The sequence below is a fragment of the Rhizobium sp. NFR12 genome (genome assembly GCF_900108545.1).
GTDB classification, from domain to species: domain Bacteria; phylum Pseudomonadota; class Alphaproteobacteria; order Rhizobiales; family Rhizobiaceae; genus Neorhizobium; species Neorhizobium soli.
The window spans coordinates 1,049,894-1,069,812 of record NZ_FNWM01000001.1; the positions used below are offsets into that span (position 1 = coordinate 1,049,894).

17 protein-coding genes are annotated in these 19,919 nt (G+C 62.4%); 7 read left to right on the forward strand and 10 right to left on the reverse strand.

From position 1 onward, the window contains the following. Genes BLW69_RS05070 through BLW69_RS05080 form a run of 3 tightly spaced genes read right to left on the reverse strand, consistent with a single transcriptional unit; the run spans position 1 to position 4,906 of the window. On the reverse strand, positions 1–2,928 hold the full coding sequence (locus tag BLW69_RS05070; RefSeq protein ID WP_092660329.1) for a DUF4159 domain-containing protein: 2,928 nt from the start codon (positions 2,926–2,928) through the stop codon (positions 1–3). Further along, entirely contained in the window at positions 2,925–3,860 is a 936-nt protein-coding gene (locus BLW69_RS05075) for a DUF58 domain-containing protein (RefSeq protein ID WP_092660331.1), read from the reverse strand. The genes BLW69_RS05070 and BLW69_RS05075 overlap by 4 nt, the downstream gene beginning before the upstream one ends. Before the next feature lie 32 nt (positions 3,861–3,892). Next, complete coding sequence (locus BLW69_RS05080) at positions 3,893–4,906, reverse strand: AAA family ATPase (RefSeq protein ID WP_062457917.1); 1,014 nt, start codon at positions 4,904–4,906, stop codon at positions 3,893–3,895. A gap of 205 nt (positions 4,907–5,111) precedes the next feature. Here BLW69_RS05080 and BLW69_RS05085 point away from each other — a divergent pair, with 205 nt between their 5' ends. The 3 genes from BLW69_RS05085 to BLW69_RS05095 are packed head-to-tail and all read left to right on the forward strand — an operon-like array spanning position 5,112 to position 7,653. Next, complete coding sequence (locus tag BLW69_RS05085) at positions 5,112–5,747, forward strand: DUF1285 domain-containing protein (RefSeq protein ID WP_092660333.1); 636 nt, start codon at positions 5,112–5,114, stop codon at positions 5,745–5,747. Further along, the gene (locus BLW69_RS05090) at positions 5,744–6,379 is read left to right on the forward strand and encodes a CoA pyrophosphatase (RefSeq protein WP_092660335.1); all 636 of its coding nucleotides are present in this window, start codon (positions 5,744–5,746) and stop codon (positions 6,377–6,379) included. Before BLW69_RS05085 ends, BLW69_RS05090 begins: the two co-directional genes overlap by 4 nt. Further along, on the forward strand, positions 6,376–7,653 hold the full coding sequence (locus tag BLW69_RS05095; protein ID WP_092660337.1) for a CCA tRNA nucleotidyltransferase: 1,278 nt from the start codon (positions 6,376–6,378) through the stop codon (positions 7,651–7,653). The genes BLW69_RS05090 and BLW69_RS05095 overlap by 4 nt, the downstream gene beginning before the upstream one ends. Positions 7,654–7,662: 9 nt before the next feature. On the opposite strand, the gene BLW69_RS05100 is transcribed toward BLW69_RS05095, so the two are convergent. Next, complete coding sequence (locus tag BLW69_RS05100) at positions 7,663–7,920, reverse strand: hypothetical protein (RefSeq protein ID WP_092660339.1); 258 nt, start codon at positions 7,918–7,920, stop codon at positions 7,663–7,665. A gap of 141 nt (positions 7,921–8,061) precedes the next feature. Then, on the reverse strand, positions 8,062–8,973 hold the full coding sequence (hemF, locus tag BLW69_RS05105; RefSeq protein ID WP_062455712.1) for an oxygen-dependent coproporphyrinogen oxidase: 912 nt from the start codon (positions 8,971–8,973) through the stop codon (positions 8,062–8,064). 187 nt (positions 8,974–9,160) lie between these two features. Here hemF and BLW69_RS05110 point away from each other — a divergent pair, with 187 nt between their 5' ends. Next, a complete protein-coding gene (locus tag BLW69_RS05110) occupies positions 9,161–9,418 on the forward strand; it encodes a hypothetical protein (RefSeq protein ID WP_062455715.1) in 258 nt (85 codons plus the stop codon). A gap of 9 nt (positions 9,419–9,427) precedes the next feature. Here BLW69_RS05110 and BLW69_RS05115 read toward each other — a convergent pair whose 3' ends face one another. The 4 genes from BLW69_RS05115 to BLW69_RS05130 form a co-directional block, all read right to left on the reverse strand. Continuing rightward, positions 9,428–11,080 carry a Na/Pi cotransporter family protein gene (locus BLW69_RS05115; RefSeq protein ID WP_092660341.1) on the reverse strand — a complete coding sequence of 551 codons (1,653 nt, stop codon included), beginning with the start codon at positions 11,078–11,080 and terminating at the stop codon, positions 9,428–9,430. A 149-nt stretch (positions 11,081–11,229) separates the two neighbouring features. After that, complete coding sequence (locus BLW69_RS05120; RefSeq protein ID WP_092660343.1) at positions 11,230–11,541, reverse strand: addiction module antidote protein; 312 nt, start codon at positions 11,539–11,541, stop codon at positions 11,230–11,232. Between the two features lie 4 nt (positions 11,542–11,545). Next, on the reverse strand, positions 11,546–11,842 hold the full coding sequence (locus BLW69_RS05125) for a type II toxin-antitoxin system RelE/ParE family toxin (RefSeq protein WP_092660345.1): 297 nt from the start codon (positions 11,840–11,842) through the stop codon (positions 11,546–11,548). Positions 11,843–11,923: 81 nt separating this feature from the next. Next, entirely contained in the window at positions 11,924–12,388 is a 465-nt protein-coding gene (locus BLW69_RS05130) for a tRNA (cytidine(34)-2'-O)-methyltransferase (RefSeq protein ID WP_092660347.1), read from the reverse strand. 337 nt (positions 12,389–12,725) lie between these two features. On the opposite strand from BLW69_RS05130, the gene BLW69_RS05135 reads away from it, so the two are divergent. The 3 genes from BLW69_RS05135 (at position 12,726) to BLW69_RS05145 (ending at position 18,862) form a co-directional block, all read left to right on the forward strand. Next, entirely contained in the window at positions 12,726–14,576 is a 1,851-nt protein-coding gene (locus BLW69_RS05135) for an ABC transporter ATP-binding protein (RefSeq protein WP_092660349.1), read from the forward strand. Between the two features lie 337 nt (positions 14,577–14,913). After that, positions 14,914–16,827: a HAMP domain-containing methyl-accepting chemotaxis protein gene (locus tag BLW69_RS05140; protein WP_092660351.1), complete on the forward strand. Its 1,914-nt coding sequence runs from the start codon at positions 14,914–14,916 to the stop codon at positions 16,825–16,827. 154 nt (positions 16,828–16,981) lie between these two features. Beyond that, positions 16,982–18,862 carry an ABC transporter ATP-binding protein gene (locus BLW69_RS05145; RefSeq protein ID WP_092660353.1) on the forward strand — a complete coding sequence of 627 codons (1,881 nt, stop codon included), beginning with the start codon at positions 16,982–16,984 and terminating at the stop codon, positions 18,860–18,862. On the opposite strand, the gene BLW69_RS05150 is transcribed toward BLW69_RS05145, so the two are convergent. Further along, the gene (locus BLW69_RS05150) at positions 18,849–19,787 is read right to left on the reverse strand and encodes an endonuclease/exonuclease/phosphatase family protein (protein WP_092660355.1); all 939 of its coding nucleotides are present in this window, start codon (positions 19,785–19,787) and stop codon (positions 18,849–18,851) included. The genes BLW69_RS05145 and BLW69_RS05150 overlap by 14 nt on opposite strands. Positions 19,788–19,919 lie beyond the last annotated feature (132 nt).

Genomic DNA, 19,919 nt, shown 5'->3' on the forward strand with positions numbered 1-19,919 from the left:
TTACTGCCCCAGCCGTTCGAGGAGTGCGGGCACGTGGACCTGATCGGCTTTGTAGTTGCCGGTCAGCATGTACATCATGATGTTGACGCCGGCGCGGTAGGCGTATTCGCGCTGCATGTCATCTGGTGGCACGGTCGGGAGCATGGAGTTACCCTGTTGATCGACCGCCCAGGCGCCGGCAAAATCGTTGCCGGTGATCAGAAGCGGCGTCACGCCGTCGCCGCCCGAGGAGAGCTGCGAGGTGGAGTTTCGCGCGTCCTGGCGGGCTTCGACCCAGAGCGGGCCGCCGCGATAGCGACCGGGAAAATCCTTCAGCAGATAGAAAGTGCGGGTGAGGACGTGGTTTTCCGGTGTCGGCTCGAGCGGCGGAATATCGATGCTGGCGAGAATTTCCTGCAGCCGCAGGCCGTTGGGGCTGGAGCTGCCGTCGAGTGCTGAGACCTGGTCGCGGGTGTCGAACAGAACAGTGCCGCCGTTGCGCATATAGGCGTCGATGCGTGAGATCGAGGCCTGCGACGGCATCGGCGCTGTCGCGGAAATCGGCCAGTAGATGATCGGGTAGAAAGACAGATCGTCCTTGGCGATGTCGAGGCCGACAGGGGCGCCGGGTTCCAGCGTCGTGCGGTAGCTCATATACTGGGTAAGACCGTCGAGGCCGCGCTCGGAAATGCTGTCGACATCGCTTTCGCCGGTCTGGACATAGGCGAGGTGGGTCGTGTCGAGGCGGTCGAGGATCTGGTCGTCGCCAGGCTTTACGCCTTCGCCGGGCTGCATCTCGCGAAACGGCTGCGGTTGGGCCGACTGTGGTTGTGCCGCGGCAGCGGGTGGCGCTGGTGGCTGCTGGGCGAGCGAGGGGTTCGGGTTGAACAGCGCCAAAGCCAGCGCGAAGCCGAGGATCAGGGAGGCGGCTGTACCGGAGGCTCGGGTCGACGTCGGCTTGGAACGCCCGGGGCGGCGGGAAAAGGCACCGTTCATGAAGAGCATCACCAGGCTATCGAGGACGAGGAGCGCGAAGGCGAGAGCAAACAGGGTCGGACGCAGGGAGAGAGCCTCGCCGCCAGCCAGTTGCTCGCGCGCGACCTGCGTTCCGCCGACCGAGGGATCGAAGGGGGCGAGAACGGTCGCCGGGGCCAGAAGATTGACGGCGGAGTAGCCGTCTTCGGTGCCGTAGAGGCCCGGAGGATGATCGAAGCTTGCGACAGGCCGGGCGTTGGCCGGGATGGTGATTGGGCGGGCAGCGCCGGTCTCGGTCGTCATCACGCCGTCGGCGGTGAGAAGGCGGTAGGGAGGCAAGGCTGCGGCAGCGCCTTCGGTACCCGGTGCACCGGACGCGCTGCCACCGGCAGCACCACCCACGCGGGCCATCTGCACCAGCCGGCGCAGCATTTCGACGAAATTGCCTGACAGCGGCAGGTTGGACCAGGTTGCTTCCGCGCTGGTATGGAACAGCACGATGCGGCCGGCTTCGACTTCCTTTTCGGTGACCAGCGGCGTGCCATCGGCAAGGCTTGCCCAGGTGCGCTCGGCAAGGTCCGGCGTCGGTTCGGCGAGAACCTGGCGGGTCACGGTGATATCCGCTGCGCGCGGCAGGCCGGCGAAGGGGCCGAAATTCGGGAAATCGGCGAGTGCCTGCGGCTCCGACCAGGACATGGCGCCGCCGAGCGCACGTTCGCCCTGGCGCAGGGTGACCGGCACCAGCGGATCGTCGGCCGGTGCTGCGGCAAGCCGCGGTCCGGCGAAGCGGACGAGCGTACCGCCACGGGAAATCCAGCGCTGCAGCGGCTGGGAGATTTCCGGCGGCAGGCGGCCGACATCGGCCATGATGATCGCCGAGGGATTGTCTTCGAGGATCTGCGGGATCGACACCGAGAGATCGGCGGTGTTGGGCTGGATCACATCGGCATAGGGCTGGAGCGCCCGGCTGATATAGTAGAGCGGCTGCAGCAACGGCTGGAAATCGCTGCCGCTTTCGCCGGCGATCAGCGCCACGCGGCGACGGCGGAACCCGTCGTCGAGAAGGTGGGCGGCACCGGCGGTTGCGATGCCTTCGACGGAGAGGCGGGCGAAATCGTTGCGCAGTTCGAACGGCGCGGAGATTTCCGTTGTTGCCGTGTTGGCGCCGTCGGCAAATTCCAGAGTACCAGCGGCGAGCGAGCGACCTTGCGGATCAAGCGCGTTGACGGTGAACTGCTGGGTGCCAGCCGTGGAAAGGCGGGTGGCGCTGACATTCATCGCGGTCGAATTGTTGGTGGCACCGGTGATCGCGACGGCCGATTGTCCATCGCCTTCGAGGACGCGCATGTCGCCTGCCGAGAGGCCGGCAAGGGCGGTCATCGTTTCGGCATCGGTCGTGGCGGCGATGCCGTCGGAGACCAGCGCCAGCGTGCCGGGGCGGGTGCCGTTGAGGGCTTCCCGTAGTGCGGTGACGGCACGCGTGCGGTCGGGCACGAGCGGCCGCGGGCTTGCGGCGGCAAGCTTGTCGCGCGCTGCGGCGGCACTGCCGGGCGTTGCTTCCTGGCTCTGATCGGCCGTGAAGGCGATCGCGACCGGGAGGTCAGCGCTTTCGGCATCGTCGATCAGGAGATTGGCGGTCTCAACGCGGCGTTCCCAGTCGGTCGATGTTGCCCAGCCGTTGTCGATGACGAGCGCCAGCGGGCCATCGGTGTTGAGCGAACTCGTGCGCGGGTTGATGACCGGATCGGCGATAGCGAGAATGATTGCTGCGGCGAGAAGCATCCGAAGGAGCGTCAGCCACCACGGGCTCTGGGACGGCGTTTCCTCGCGCTTCAGCACACTTGCGAGAATGCGGAGCGGCGGGAAGACTTCCGACTTCGGCCGCGGCGGGGTTAGCCGCAGCAGCCACCAGATGGCGGGCAGGGCAATCAGGCCGAACAGGATGGCGGGATAGGCGAAGGCGAGCGCGCTCATGACCTCTCCTCCATACGTCCGGTTTCAACACGTCGAGGCGCCGGCATGCCGGAGAGGTAGCCGTGGACGGCGACGAGCGCTTCGGAAGCGAGACGATCGGTGCGATGAAAAACGAAACTCCAGCCGAGACGGCGCAGGCCCTCGCCGAGCGCATCGCGGCGGGCGAGATAGGCGCGCTGATAGTCCTCGCGGATGTTTTCGGCGCGGCCGGAGACGAGCTTTTCGCCGGTTTCGGGATCGGTGAATTCGGTGCGGCCGGTATAGGGGAAGGTTTCTTCGGCGGGATCCGCAACCTCGATCACATGGCCGCGCAGGCCGCGGCGTCCGAGTGGCGTGATGCGGTCCATGACCTTGTCGGCATCATCGAGGAAATCGCCGATCAGGACGATATCGCTCTGGCCGCGGATCATGCCCGTATCCGGCAGACCAGTCGCCTGCGGTGCGTGCATGATGGCGGTCGCCAGCCGTTCGGCGGCGTTGCGGGCAGAGACGGGTTCCATGATGCCGGGGCATCCTATCCGTTCGCCGGAGCGGGCAAGGATTTCTGCGAGCGCCAGCATGATGACCAGCGCGCGGCTTTCTTTCGATACGGATCCGAATGTCGACTTGTACATCATCGACGGCGACATGTCGGCCCAGAGCCAGATCGTGTGGGCGGCTTCCCATTCGCGGTCGCGGACATAGGTATGGTCGTCGCGGGCGGAGCGGCGCCAGTCGATTCGCGACAGGCTTTCGCCCTCCGCATAGGGCCGGAACTGCCAGAAGTTTTCGCCCATGCCGCGCTTGCGGCGGCCGTGCCAGCCGGCAATCACCGTATTGGCGATGCGCTTGGCCTCGACCATGCAGTCGGGCACCAGCATGGCGCGCTGCTGGGCACGATGGAGGACATCGCTGCTGGCGGTTTGATCGACGATCTGGCCGATGGATGCCACGGAGGTTCCTTTCTAGCCTGAACCGGCGATCTTCAGCCGCGGGCCTGTTTGACCAGGCCGGCAATGACATCGCGCACCGACATGCCTTCGGCGCGGGCGGCAAATGTCAGCGCCATGCGGTGCTGCAGGACCGGTTCGGCAAGCGCGTGGATATCGTCGAGCGAAGGAGCGAGGCGGCCTTCGTAAAGCGCACGGGCGCGGGCCGTCAACATCAGCGACTGGCCGGCACGGGGGCCGGGACCCCAGGCGACATGCTTGTCGGTCGAAGCGTTGCCGTGGCCCGGGCGGGCCGAGCGGACGAGCGACAGGATCGCATCGACCACCTTGTCGGAGACGGGCATCTGGCGGATCAGCGCCTGGATATCCTTCAGCCGCGTCGCGTCGATCACGCTGCGTGCCTTGGCTTCGGCGCTGCCGGTCGTGTCGAGCAGGATCTGGCGCTCGGCGGCAAGCTCCGGATAGAGGACGTCCACCTGCAGGAGGAAACGGTCGAGCTGTGCTTCGGGAAGCGGATAGGTGCCTTCCTGTTCCAGCGGGTTCTGGGTGGCAAGGACGTGGAAGGGTGCGGGCAGGTCATAGCGCTGGCCGGCGACGGTGATGTGATATTCCTGCATGGCCTGCAGCAGCGCAGACTGGGTGCGGGGCGAGGCGCGGTTGATTTCGTCGGCCATCAGCAGCTGTCCGAAGACGGGTCCCTTGACGAAGCGGAAGGAGCGGCGTCCGGTCTCATCCGTATCCATCACTTCCGAGCCCAGAATATCCGACGGCATCAGGTCGGGGGTGAACTGGATGCGGTTGGAATCCAGCCCGAGGACGGTGCCGAGCGTCGAGACGAGTTTGGTCTTGGCGAGGCCGGGAACACCGACCAGCAGCGCATGACCGCCCGAGAGGACCGCGAGCATGGTGTTTTCGACGACACGCTCCTGGCCGAAGATGACCTTGGCGACTTCCTCGCGGATGGCGGCGATATCGGCAAGTGCCTTTTCGGCCGAGGCGATGATGGCTTTCTCGTCGAGGACTGTTTGCGTAGAATTCATCATGCCCATGTCGTTCACCATCACCCTTGATTGGTATCCAGATCCAGCAGGCTTCGCCGAACCTATCCGTCCGACCGTGAATCGCTGCATCGCAGCGGCCACCTTAGACGTTGAAACTTATTCCGCCAAATAAGGCTGACAAGCACGCGATGAATGACTATCTCGTGAGAACATTCACCTTGGCTGATGCTTAAGGTCGAACCGGGACTGAAAAATGGCAGTAGAACCAATTAATAAGGCGGCCGATGCCGCTGGTCTCGCGGCGATGATTTCCCATGCGTCGGAGCAGGCGAGCGGTGGCCCGAGGGGCGAAATGCCCGGCCTGCCGCCGGTCGAGCGGTGGAACCCGCCGTTCTGCGGCGATCTCGATATGGAAATTCGTGCTGACGGAACATGGTTCTATCTGGGCACGCCGATCGGCCGGGCGCCGCTGGTCCGGCTGTTTTCGACGGTCTTGCGCAAGGACGAGGACGGCCGAACTTATCTTGTTACGCCTGTGGAAAAGGTCGCGATCCGGGTCGTCGATGCGCCGTTCGTGGCGGTGGAGATGCAAACGAGCCTACGAGACGGCCAGCAGGTGCTGACGTTTCGCACCGGTGTCGGCGATGTGATTGAGGCTGGCAGCGAGCATCCGATCCGGTTTGCGATCGCAGGCGAGGGGCAGGAGCTGAAGCCTTACCTGCATGTCCGCGGGCGGCTCGAGGCGCTGGTTTCGCGAGCGGTGATGTATGATCTCGTGGCGCTTGGCGAGACGATCGAGATCGATGGCGTCGCGATGTTCGCAGTCCGCTCCGGCGATGCGGTGTTCCCGGTGATGCCGGCGGCAGAGCTTGAAGTGTTGTCCCGATGAGTGGTCTCGGTTTTTATTCCGCTGGTGAGTTTCGCCAACGCGCGCTTTCCCAGAGGGGCGGACCGATCGAGGATGCCTGGCGCGATCACGGCGATCATGTGCTTAACCCGGCCTGGGTGAACGCGACCGTTCAATCCAAGCTGAAGGATGCTGCGGTGCTGGTGCCTGTCATCGACGATGCCGATGGCGCCAAGGTGATCCTCACTCAGCGGACGGTCAAGCTGCGCAAGCATTCCGGACAGATCGCGTTTCCGGGCGGTGCGATCGATCCCGAAGACGGATCGCCTGAGGTGGCGGCGTTGCGCGAGGCGGAGGAGGAGATCGGTCTTGACCGACGCTTCGTCGAGCCGCTGGCCAGGCTTCCCGACTATTATGCGGCGACCGGATTTCGCATCACGCCGGTGCTGGCCGTTGTGAGCCGCGGTTTCGAGCTGACGCTCAATCCGGACGAGGTGGACGCGGCTTTCGAAGTGCCGCTGTCCTTTCTGATGGACGAGGCGAACCACCAGCGCGGCACCCGCGACTGGAATGGCGCGACCCGGCACTTCTACGTCATGCCCTATGAGGACCGGGAAATCTGGGGCATTACCGCCGGAATTTTACGCACGTTGTATGAAAGGCTATACGCATGACCTCCATTGCTACCCCCTCGGTTGCCGGTGAGGCATGGTTCAACGATGCCGCTCTGCAGCGGCTTCTAGCGCTTCTGAACGCCGATGGCGGCGAGGCGCGGGTGGCGGGTGGCGCGGTGCGCAACGCGCTGATGGGGCTCGCCGTCGCCGATATCGACGTGGCGACGACGCTTCTGCCGCAGGATGTGGTGGAGCGGGCAGAAGCTGCCGGCATGAAGGCCGTGCCGACCGGGATCGAGCATGGGACGGTGACGCTGGTGATCGACGGCACGCCGTTCGAGGTGACGACGCTTCGGCGCGATATCGAGACGGACGGACGCCATGCCAAGGTTTCGTTCGGCACCGACTGGCAGGCTGACGCGGAACGGCGCGACCTCACCATCAATGCACTTTACGCGGATGCATCGGGCGCCGTGGTCGATCTGGTCGGAGGTCTGCCCGACATCGAGAGCCGGACGATCCGTTTCATCGGCGACGCTTCGCAGCGGATTGCCGAGGATCATCTGCGCATTCTCCGGTTCTTCCGGTTTTTCGCCTATTACGGATCCGGCCGGCCGGATGCGGACGGATTGCGGGCATCGGCACGCGCCAAGGACAGGCTTTCGACGCTGTCTGGCGAGCGGGTCTGGGGCGAGACTAAGAAACTGCTGGCCGCCCCCGATCCGTCTCGCGCACTCTTATGGATGCGGCAGGCTGGCGTGCTGACGGAAATCCTGCCGGAAACCGAAAAATGGGGCATCGACGGCATTCATCCGCTGGTGGCCGCAGAAGCAGCGCTCGGGTGGACGCCGGATCCGCTGCTGCGGCTTGCGGCGATCGTGCCGCCCGATGCGGAACGGCTTACGGCGATGGCAAAGCGGCTGCGGTTTTCGAATGCCGATGCGGCGAAGCTGGCCGTCTGGGCGTCCGCACCCGCCATTCCCGACGAGGTGACGGATGTCGGCTTCGATCGTCTGCTCTACCGAAATGGCGCGGCCGGCATGGTTGCACGCGTCAAGCTGGCGCTGTCGTCGGCCAGAGCAGCGGCCGAGGGCGATCCAATGGCGATGCGCAAGTCGGCAAGGCTGTCGGTTCTTCTGAAGCGGGCCGAGGGCTACGCGAAGCCGGTCTTTCCGATCGCGGGCGCCGACGTTCTCTCGGCAGGTGTGCCTGCCGGCAAGAGGGTCGGTGAGATCCTGAAGCAGATCGAGGACTTCTGGGTTGAGCGTAACTTCAACCCCGACCGGGCAGCACTGGCCGCCCGGCTGGACGAGATCGTGAAGCAGAGCTCCTGATCAATCCTCCTATTCGGAGATCGCCCAGGAGTGGAATACGGATGCCCGCTCCGCGGGAATCATCATGTGAGCGGCATTGGCCGCGCCGGATTCCGCCGACTTACCGGCAAGCTGCCGCTTCACTTGCTCGACACAGAAAGCGTGGGGCAGTTCGCCACCGCTTCTGGCTCGCATTTCGACGGCCAGACGCTCGACCAATTCGGGCGTCTTCATCAACTTCGAAACGGGGTATGGACTTGGTTTTGTCAGGCTGTTTGATGGGGTCATGGCTGTTCTCCCGTGCAACCAGACCGCACGCTAGCACCGAACACACCGATTCGAACATCGAATTTTTCGCAGATGACAACTACCAGTGGCCTTACAGTCATCAATTTCTTGAGAGCAGACTGCCTGGGCGTGCCAAAATGATCAGGGCCAGCGGACTGCCGGTGGCATCGAGGACAAGATCGATTCCACATTGCCGCCAGTCTTCAGGCCGAAAATTGTACCGCGGTCGTAGAGAAGGTTGAACTCCACGTAGCGGCCGCGACGGATCAGTTGCTCGTCGCGGTTCTCTTCGGTCCAGGGCCGGTTGAAATTGCCGCGGACGATCTTCGGGTAGAGGAGGTTGAAGGCGCGGCCGACATCCTGCGTGAAGGCGAAATCGGCATCCCAGCCGCCTTTTTCCGCGTCCGAATGGAGCCAGTCGAAAAAGATGCCGCCGACGCCGCGGGGCTCGTTGCGGTGCTTCAGGAAGAAATAGTCTTCGCACCATGCCTTGTAGCGGGGGTAATCGGCGACCGCGTGCCGATTACATGTGATTTCCATGACCCGGTGGAAAAGCTGGGTATCGGGGTCTTCCTGGCTGCGGCGGATGTCGAGGACCGGCGTCAGGTCGGCGCCGCCACCGAACCACTGGCTGGTGGTGACGACCATGCGGGTGTTCATGTGCACTGCCGGCACATTGGGATTGACCGGATGGGCAATGAGCGAAATGCCCGACGCCCAGAATGCGGGGTCTTCGTCGGCGCCGGGGATCTGCTTGCGGAATTCTTCGGAAAACTCGCCGTGGACGGTGGACGTGTGGACGCCGACCTTCTCGAAGACGCGGCCTTCCATCATCGACATCGTGCCGCCGCCGCCTTCGCCCTCGTTGCGAAGCCAGTTCTTCCGGGTAAAGCGGCCGGGCGGCTGATCGGAGAGCGGGCCGGTCAGCTCGTCTTCCAAAGCCTCGAAGGAAGCACAGATCGTGTCGCGGAGGCTCTCGAACCAGGCTCGCGCGGCTGCCTTCTTCTCTTCGAGATTTTCGGGCAGTTCCTTGGGCAATGCCGGCCGTTCCATGGTCTTTTCCTTTTCCGCTATGCCTTTGATCTGATTCCGTATCCTCGCCGGCGGCACTTAGCATCTCAGACTTGCGCCGGCCATTCCCAAGCGCGTGAGGCCGCCCGTTTTAAGCCAGGAAAACAGACTCGCAATGCGTGTGAGACCATATTATCTTGATATCACCAGGTGCCGCTAAGAGGGTTTGATGGCGAAATTCACACCCCCGCCACTCGACGGGCTGAAGCGCAGAATTCACCGCCACCGGCAGGAACAGGCCGGCGGACCGGGCAGTATGTTCGTGCGCGAGACATTTCTGATGACCCGCGAGGATGCCCGCGAAAAAGCGCGGCAATGGTTCGACGAATTTCCGAAGGCTGCCTACTGGACCGAAGTGGAAAGCTGGCGCCAGCTGGAGGGCGACCGCATCGAGTTCACCATGCGGAGACTTCCGACGGCGGACTAAGGAAGTCCCTCAGGCGCCGGGTTCGGCGAGGCGAAGGCGGCTTTCGATCAGTGCGCCGCTGTCATCGAGGATCGGATGCGCAACCGACACGATGTGCGCATTGATGCGTTTGAGGTCACGTAGCATGTCGAGATGCAGCGAGCTGGTCTGCAGGCTTTCCAGTCGTCCGTCGCGCAACCGCTCCAGATGCTTTTCGGCGGACCGCTTTTCGAGCCGGCGGACTTCCACCTTGATTTCCATCAACTGCCGCGCCAGCGCCAGATCGCCGGTCTGGAAGATCGTCTGGGCGGTTCTCAGGTTGTCGACGGTCAGGCTGAGCAGCACCTGCAATTCATCGAAGCCGTCGTCCGAGAACTTGAGGCCGTGCGCGATCTTCTTGCGGACCTGTTCGGCGATGCCTTTTTCGATGATGTCGCCGATATGTTCGAGGTTGATCGCGTAATCGATGATGGCGATGGAGCGGCGGGCGTTCTCCGCATCGAGACCGGTGCGGCCCAGTTCCGACAGGTAGAGCTTCACATCCTGATGAAGGTGATCGACCCGTGACTCGAGCCCGGCGATGTCTGCAAGTGGTGCGATATCGTTACGTTTGAAGGCATTTTCGGTGCGGATCAGCATGCGCTCGATGGTGTCGCCGACGCCGAGCACTTCGCGCGTCGCGTTGGCGAGCGCCATCACAGGGTTGTCGAGCGCGTCCTGATCGAGGAAGCGGGGGCCGTCGTCTCGCTGCGGATCATCAGGGACGAGGCGAGCTGCAAGGCGGGAGACTTGGGCTGAGAACGGGAATACGACCAGCGCCAGCAGGATGTTGAAGGCGAGGTGTGCATCGACCGGGAGCTTTTCCGGCGACAGCGGCAGGGCTTGAACGGCATCGGCGACAGGGCCCGCGAGCGGCAACGCGATCGCGCAACCGATGCCGCGGGTGACAAGGTTGTCGAGCGTGATGCGTCTTGCCGCAGCCGGCGCAGAAAGAGTGGCGACGACGGGTGGAATGGCGCCACCGAGATTGGCGCCGAGGATCAGCACGATTACCAGGCCGGCGGAGACATTTCCGGTCGAGGCGAGCGAGAGGATCAGCACCACGACCGCGAGGCTGGACGACGAGACGAAAGCCAGAACCGCCGACAGGATCAGCGCCACCGGCCACGCGTCATCGAGCAGGCCGATAAAGGCTGCGAGTGCCGGCGACTGGCGCATCGGTTCGGTGGCGAGCCCAAGCAGATGCAGCGACAGCAGCATCAGGCCGACGCCTATCATGGCCGTGCCGCCGCCTTTGCGGGCTGGCGATGCACCGCGAAGCATGACCAGACCGATGAGGATGAGAAGGGGCGACAGCCACTCGATGCCGGTCGCGACCAGCCAGGCGGTAACGGCGGTGCCGACATTGGCGCCGAGGAGCACGATCTGCGCCATGCGTGGACGCACCATGCCGCGTTCGGCAAACGAGGCGAGCGTCAGTGCGGTCGCGGTCGAACTTTGCAAGGCGATCGTGGCGACAAGGCCGGAGACGAAGGAGCGCAGGCTGCTGCTGGTGCCGCGGGCTAGACCCGTCTTGAGGCGTGTCCCGAAGGCGCGGGTGACGCCATCCTTGACCTGCGCAAGGCCAAACAGAAGCAGGGCCACGGCGCCGAAAAGATTGATGATGACGATGGTGGATTGCATATCGGATTGTCTTCGCCCGGGGACGGTTCCTATCGAATGAAGTGCGATAATGAATTGCCGGCTAACGAATATAGGCCGATTGCAGCGATGTGCAAATCACTGTTCGCTACAGTTTTTTACGCGTTTCCGCGCTGCCGCGGGAACGCGGATCAGGCAGCGTCTTCGATGGCTTGCTCTTTCACCATGACCGGCGTGAGTTCGAGACCCAATGCCTTCATCACCTTCAGGATGGTGGTAAATTCCGGGTTGCCTTCGCCACTCAAGGCCTTGTAGAGCGCCGCGCGGCTCATGCCTGTCTTGCGGGCAAGCTTGCTCATGTTGCGGGCCTTGGCAACCGTGCCAAGGCATTTCGCAATGAAGGCCGGATCGCCTTCCTCGAAGGCTGCGACCATGAATTCGAGACAGTCTTCCTCAGAGTTCAGGTGTTCGGAAATATCGAATGGACGAGTCTCCAGAGGCATCGAACTATCCTTTCCAAAACGCAGCCAATTTTCTGGCCTCAGCGATGTCTCTCGCCTGACTATCCTTGTCGCCCCCACACAGCAGGAGCAAAATGGTGCGATCGCGCCGCACGAAATACACGCGGTAGCCTGGGCCGTGGTGAATTCGCATCTCGCTTATGCCCTCACCGACGGGCTTGATATCGCCGAGATTTCCTTCCTTCGCTCTGCCAATGCGGGCCAAAATTCGCGTCGCGGCACGTCTGTCCACGAGGTCGTCGATCCAGGTATCGAATACGGACGTGGATAGAATTTTGTACATAATATGTACTCTATGGAGTGCAGTCGTGCAACATCATAGAATAAACTCAGGCGTGTAAAAGACGCGAAATGCGCGTGCCGTTTATGAGGCGAAACCCGTCTGTCTCAGCGCCTCTCCTGATATCATTGCGGCCGACATGGCGACGTTGATGGAGCGCTGTCCTTCGCGCATCGGGATCAGTATGCGGGCATCCGCCGTTTCGTGGACGAGGTCCGGAACGCCGGCGCTCTCGCGGCCGAACAGCAGGATGTCGCCGGGCTGAAACTGGAAGTCCACGTAGGGTTGGGCGGCCTTTGTGGAGGCGAGGACCAGCCGCCGGTTTTCGGATCTCCGCCAGTCGTCGAACTGCTGCCAGTTGACGTGGCGGGTGAGTTCGACGTTTGCCAGGTAATCCATGCCTGAGCGTTTCAGGTTGCGATCGGAAATATCGAAGCCCGCCGGTTCGATGATATCGACGCCGAGGCCGAGGCAGGCGGCGAGCCTCAGGATCGTGCCGGTATTGCCGGGAATGTCAGGCTGGTAGAGGGCGATGCGCAGCTTTGTCATGGTTTTCCTTAAGCCGAGCCGGCCTGTGAGCTCAAGCGTTTGAGGGCGGTTTCGATTGGATTGCCGCAGATTTGGGACTTTTCAAAATGGCAATGAACGGGTAAAAGGGCATCGATCTTTAACGCCAGCCTATGGAGGCCTACATGGATATGACCGTGCCTATGCGCCTCCGCCCCCCGGTATTTGTCCGACAGGCTTAGGCGTCCGCGGTTTCACGCAGTCTTTTCACCTTTGTATTTTGCACGGCCGATATGCGGCAGCGCTCACAACATAACTGACCGGTTCGCCGTCGGCGCGTTTGCGTTGCGTGAAGCGGGTCCGATTGACGGAGCTATCAATGTTTTCCTGGTTCGAACGGCGGGTTCACCCTTATCCCGAGGAGACCCCAGGCCTGCCGCCTGCCGGCCTTATCGCCTTCCTCTGGCACTATACCAAGCCTGTCTGGCCCTGGGTGCTGATCATGTCGGTCTGCACGATGTTCATCGCGCTCGGCGAAGTGATGCTGTTCCAGTTTCTGGGCAATATCGTCGACTGGCTGACGCATGCCGAGCGTTCGACGTTCCTTGCGAACGAGGGAATGACGCTGGTTGCCATGGCACTGATGGTGCTGGTCGGGCTGCCGCTCGTCGCCGGCCTCAATTCTCTCATCATGCACCAGATCCTGATGGGCAATTTTCCGATGATCGCCCGCTGGCAGATGCACCGGTTCCTGCTCAACCACTCGATGACATTCTTTGCCAACGAGTTTGCGGGTCGCGTCTCGACCAAGGTCATGCAGACGTCGCTCGCGATCCGCGAAGTGGTGATGAAGGTGCTCGACGTCTTCGTCTATGTGGCAACCTACTTCATCTCGATGGTGGCGGTGGTTGCGGTCGCGGATATCCGTCTGGCGGTGCCGTTGGTGGTCTGGATCGCCTTTTATTCGGCAACCGTCGCCTACTACGTTCCCAAGCTCCGGAAGATCTCGGCAGCGCAGGCGGATGCGCGCTCGATGATGACCGGGCGTGTCGTCGACAGCTACACCAACATCGCGACGGTGAAGCTGTTTTCACATTCCGGCCGTGAGGAAGACTACGCCAAGGATGCGATGGACGTGTTCCTGAAGACCGTGCATGGGCAGATGCGCAAGGTGACCGCGTTCCAGGTGCTGGTCTATTTCTACAACTGTGCAGCCCTGTTTGCCGTCGCGACGCTGTCGATCTGGTTCTGGCTGGACAGCGCGATCTCGATCGGCGCCATCGCCATCGCGATCGGCCTTGCAATGCGCATCAACGGCATGTCGCAGTGGATCATGTGGGAAGTCTCGGCGCTGTTTGAGAATATCGGCACGGTCTATGACGGCATGTCGATGATGACCAAGCCGCACGACGTCACCGATGTCGAGGATGCGTCGAAGCTTTCGGCGGCGAAAGGCCATATCGTCTACGACGACGTGCGCTTCCATTACGGCAAGGCAGCGGGCGTCATCGACGGGCTGACGCTGGATATCAAGGCCGGCGAGAAGGTTGGCCTGGTCGGGCGCTCCGGTGCCGGCAAGACGACTCTGATGAACCTGCTCCTGCGGTTCTACGATCTGGAAAGCGGGCGGATCACCATCGACGGGCAGGACATTGCCGGTGTGACGCAGGACAGTTTGCGGTCCTTGGTCGGCGTGGTGACACAGGACACATCGCTGCTGCATCGCTCGATCCGCGACAATATCGCCTATGGCCGGCCGGACGCGACCGATGCCGAGATCATCGAGGCGACCAAGCGGGCCAATGCCTGGGACTTCGTGGAAAGCCTTGTCGATCTTCAGGGGCGCAAGGGGCTCGACGCGCATGTGGGCGAACGGGGCGTAAAGCTTTCGGGTGGCCAGCGTCAGCGGATCGCGATCGCCCGCGTGTTCCTGAAAGATGCGCCGATCCTGGTGCTGGACGAGGCGACCTCGGCGCTGGATTCGGAAGTCGAAGCGGCAATCCAGGAAAACCTGTTTGCCCTGATGCAGGGCAAGACGGTCATCGCCATCGCGCATCGGCTGTCGACACTCACGGAGATGGACCGGGTGATCGTGCTCGACCGGGGCGCCATCGTCGAGACCGGCACGCATCGCGAACTGGCGGATCAGGGCGGCATCTATGCGGACCTCTGGAACCGTCAGTCCGGCGGCTTCATCGGGCATGAGGACGAGGGCCAAGCTGCCGAGTAAACCGTTGACGGAAGAGGCTCACGGTCGCCGGGGAAACCGGCGGCCGACAACGGTCGTCACGCGTCCGATGGGCGCTGGACGCTTCCGATCGGCGGGAGGGCGCGACGCCAACGATTCATAACTTGTTGCGCATGTTCCGAGCCACCCCGGGATGGTCGCTCACGCTCTCGGCGGCTCCCTAGGGAACGACGCCGCGGCCAGCGAAACATTCAACAATGTCAGGTATTTGCGACGACGCTAATATTTTTTTATGGCCGAGACGCAGTAAGTTTTTCTTTATCTAAAGCTGTCAAGTCTCGAGGGATTAAACTCCCTCTCATTTCGGCTCCGGTCCCAGATGTTCAGCAAGATAAAGATCAAGTTTCTTCTGCCCGCTCTCTTCGGCATCACCGTTCTTCTGGTGATCCTTCAGGGCGCACTCGCCATGCGCTCCGTCAACCAGCTCGATGCTCAGACGTCCAATATCAGCCGTCGCATGGAACGCTCGGTGATGACCTCCAATATGGACAGGATCCTGTCCGATATCCGGCGTCTTTATTTGATGGCGCTTTCGGCCAGCAATGCCGCTGACCAGAAGCAGTGGCTCGATCAGATCCGCGCCAAGACGCAAGAGCGTGCCGAGGCTTTCAAGACATTCGCCGACACGGCCAGCCTCGATGTGACCAAGGACAAGATCGAAAAGCTCGAGGCGATCGTTGCCGATTACGACAAGCTGGGAGCTCAGTTCGTCAGCCTGCTGGGGGCCTCGCGCGTCTATGAGGCCAAGGCCGTCATCGCGCAGATGGTGCCCAAAGGCGGCGAGGCCGGCGATGTGATGCTGGACATGATCAACGACAACCGGCTGCACAGCCTCGAATACGGCAAGGTCGCCGATAGCGCCGCACGGTTTGCAGCGATCTCGACGATTGTCGTCGTCGTCTTCGCAACACTTCTCGCGCTTGCTGCAGGGCTTTTGTCCTACTTCCGCGTTGCGCGCCCGATTGCTGACATTACCGGTTCGATGAACACGCTTGCCTCCGGCAATGCGCAGGTTGCGATCCCTTACGCCGGGCGGAAGGATGAAATCGGCGAGATGGCAGCAGCCGTCTCCGTGTTCCGCAACAACGCCCTGGAGCGCGAGCGCCTGGAGCGGGAAACCGAAGCCAACCGTTCGATGAGCGAGAGCGAGCGGATTGCTCGCGAGGAGCAGAAGGCGCATGAGGCGGCCGAGGTTTCGTTTGCCGTCGATAGTCTTGCCAACGGTCTGAACTCCCTCTCGCACGGCGATATGACCTTCCGCATCGGACAGCCGTTCGCCGGACAGCTCGATCAGCTGCGCGTCAACTTCAACGCCTCGATGGACAATCTGCAGACTGTCCTTCGGTCGGTCGGTGACAATGCCCGGATGATCGATGCCGGTGCCAACGAGATACGCTCAGCCGCAGACGATCTGTCGAAGCGTACCGAGCAGCAGGCGGCATCGGTCGAAGAGACCGCTGCGGCGCTCGAGGAGGTAACGACGGCCGTCAAGGATTCGGCAGCCCGTGCCGGAGAAGCCGGCAAGCTCGTCGAGCACACCCGCGACGGTGCCGAAAAGTCCGGCGATATCGTTCGCCAGGCCGTCGTTGCGATGGAAGCGATCGAAAAGTCGTCCGGCGAGATCGGCAACATCATCGGCGTGATCGACGACATTGCGTTCCAGACCAATCTTCTGGCGCTGAACGCCGGTGTCGAGGCAGCCAGGGCCGGCGAGGCCGGCAAAGGCTTTGCGGTCGTTGCCCAGGAAGTCCGCGAACTTGCCCAGCGGTCCGCGAAAGCGGCGCGCGAGATCAAGGTTCTGATCGGTGCTTCGGGCGAAAAGGTGCGTGACGGCGTTGCGCTGGTCGGCCAGACAGGGGCTGCCTTGCAATCGATCGTGACCGAAGTGCAGCAGATTAACACCAACGTCGCCTCGATCGTCGTGTCTTCGCGTGAGCAGTCGACGGGTCTGTCGGAGATCAGCACCTCGGTCAATCATATGGACCAGGGCACCCAGCAGAACGCGGCGATGGTAGAGCAGACGACGGCTGCCAGCCACAGCCTTGCCGCGCAGGCTGCATCGCTGATCGAGCTTTTGGCACAGTTCAAGCTGGAAGAGGGACGCAGTGCCGTCCGCTCGGCCACGCCTGCATCGCGACCGGCACAGTCACCCGTGCGTGCAATGGGCAACCGGATTGCCTCGGCATTCGGCGGAGGTCAGGCTGCGGCCAAGCAGGAATGGTCGGAGTTCTGATCCTCTGCCAAAATGATGAGTTCTGGAAACGGCTGCTTCGGCGGCCGTTTTCGTTTTGAAGCCCGCCTTATGAAAAGGGGGCGATTGCGGAATTATCCGGCGACAGCCGCATCCCAGCCTTTGCCCCTTTCGAAATCCGCCTATATCCTGCGGCATGATCATTCGTCTCTTCCGCGCCTTCGAAAATTATGTTCAGCCGTTTGCGCGCAAGGACGATCTGCGTCCGCCCGAAGACGTGTTCGCCTTTATCTGGTTCTACATCTCGCAGGCCAAGGCGCCGTTCTTCGGGATGCTTATTCTCGGCGGACTGACGGCGGCGATCGAGGCGGCGCTGTTCTGGTTCGTCGGGCGGCTCGTGGATATCCTGTCGACGATCAAGCCGGGTGACGGCTGGACGGTGCTACTCGACCAGCATGGCGGCGAACTGTTGGGCATGCTTGTGCTGATCGGTGTCGTGCGTTTCCTGGTGACGATGTCGACCGCGCTGATCGACCAGCAGATCATTACGCCCGGGTTCTACAACCTGATGCGCTGGCAGTCCTACATGCATGTGGCGCGCCAATCGCTGTCGTTTTTCCAGAACGACTTTTCCGGCCGGATCGTCACCAAGGTTTGGTCTGGCGGACAGGCGGCTGGCGATCTCGTCACCTCGCTGATGGAAAGCGTCTGGTTCGTCACGATCTATTCCGTCTCCATGCTGGTCCTGGTCGGCGGGCTCGACCTGCGGCTCGGCGTCCTCGTCTGCGTCTGGGTGCTGGTGTTCGGGTTTCTGGCCCGCTACTTCGTGCCGCGTATCCGCTATCACTCGCGCGAGACGGCGGAGGCTGCCTCCATGCTGAACGGCCGCATGGTGGATGCCTACAGCAATATTCAGACGCTGAAACTGTTCGGGCGCGACGAGGCCAATGACCGCTACATGCGGCAGGGATTTGAGACCTATCAGACCACGCTCATCCACTTTACCCGTTTCATCACCGGCGTCCGGGCGTCGATGGCGCTGCTGTCGGGCATCATGATCAGTAGCATGGCGGCGCTGTCGATCCATCTGTGGCTGTCCGGGCTGATCAGCTCCGGCGCGGTCGCCTTCACCTTGGCGCTGGTGCTGCGGTTGAACTTTCTGCTTGGCCGTCTGATGACCCAGTTCAACGGCATCATGCGGAATTTCGGCACCGTCCAGAATGCGGCCGAGCTGATCTCCAAGCCGATCGGGCTGGTGGACGTGTCCGATGCGAGGGAGCTTAAGGTGGCGCAGCCGGAGATCCGGTTTGAGAACATCCGGTTTCACTACGGCAAGGGCGAGGGCGTGATCGACAACCTGTCGCTGTCCATCCGGGCCGGCGAGAAGATCGGGATCGTCGGACGATCCGGTGCGGGCAAGTCGACGCTCGTCAACCTGCTGCTGCGGTTCTACGATCTGGAGGGCGGGCGCATCCTGATCGACGGGCAGGACATTGCGACGGTGAGCCAGGAGTCGCTGCGTGCCAATCTCGGCATGGTGACGCAGGATACGTCGCTGCTGCATCGCTCGCTTCGCGACAACATCCTGTTCGGGAGACCCGATGCGACCGACGCACAGCTTCTCGATGCGGCCAAGAAGGCCGAGGCAGACGGGTTTATCCAGACGCTGACCGACCAGCGCGGCCGGCGCGGCTTCGATGCGCATGTGGGCGAGCGCGGCGTGAAACTGTCGGGCGGACAGCGACAGCGGGTGGCGATTGCCCGGGTGATGCTGAAGGACGCGCCAATCCTGGTGCTGGACGAGGCAACATCGGCGCTCGATTCGGAAGTGGAAGCCGCGATCCAGTCCAATCTGGAGCGGCTGATGCAGGGCAAGACTGTGCTCGCCATCGCGCACCGGCTTTCGACGATCGCGACGCTCGACCGGCTGATCGTGATGGACAAGGGCGCCATCATCGAGCAGGGCACCCATAACGAGCTGATTGCGGCGGGCGGTCTCTACGCGGACCTCTGGTCGCGCCAGTCTGGCGGGTTTCTGGGGATCGAAGACGAAGGCGACGTGGTCAAGGTCCGGTGATCGCGATGTCGGCGATCAGCCCGGCGTGGTTGGAGCCGTAGGTGTTCGGCATGCGGGTGAGCGACTTTATCTTGAGCGGGGCACGCACATAGACGTGGTCGATCGCCAGACCCAGCATCCGCGCCCGGACTGGCCAGGTGGGCGGCTCGAAGGCGGCGGTCTTCAGCCCCGTCGAGTTCAAAAACATCCGCATGTTGGGTGGCAGGCTTGAGGCGTTGAAATCGCCTGACAGAACCAGTGGGCCATCGGTGGCGCTGATGGCGAGCGCTGCATTCATGAGTTCCATCGTGTGGAAGTTGTCGAAATACGGCTTCGTCGTATGGATGCCGACGACATGGACCTTGCGCCCGGAAACCGTGACCTCGCCCATGATAAAGCGATTGTCGAAGATATTGCTCAGGCTTCGAACCGAAGCGTTTTCGATCGGGGTTTTTGAAAACATCATCTGGTCGCACTCTTCCATGAGCACGCCGCAGCCGACGCGGTAGGGATAGACCGTGGCGATCTGCTTCAGATGTTCGTAAAGCGATTCGCCTTCCATGATGTTCACCACATCGGCGCCCGATGACAGGATGGCGCGGGTGATGCCCTCGGCATTTTCGTAGTTTTCGGAGAGGATGTTGAAGGACATCAGTCGGAAGGTCGGTGCGCTCTGATCGGCAGGCGTGACCTCCGCCGCAATTTCGCGCGCCATCCACAGAGGGTGCGCGGTCAAAAGTAGCGCGACCAGAAGCAGGGCATAGCTTGCGAGGTTGCGGTGGATGAGAAGCGCGACCGCCATGGCGACGACGCAGGTCGCGGCCGCATGAAATTGCAGGCTGTGGAGCGTTGCGAGGATCCAGTGAGGCCGCAGATAGCGTGTCAAGATCGCGAGAAGGACCAGCGACACGATGACGCAGATGGCGACCGATAACGTCTTTCTCATTCAGGATTTCCGAGCCGGCTGCCATGAAGCTTTCTGCCGCCTAGCATGCCGTTCCGCCACTGGCAACGCAACAGGCCCGGCCGGGGGCAAGGAAGGGCAGGCGATCTGGGGTTGTGGCCGCTTCGCCACGCC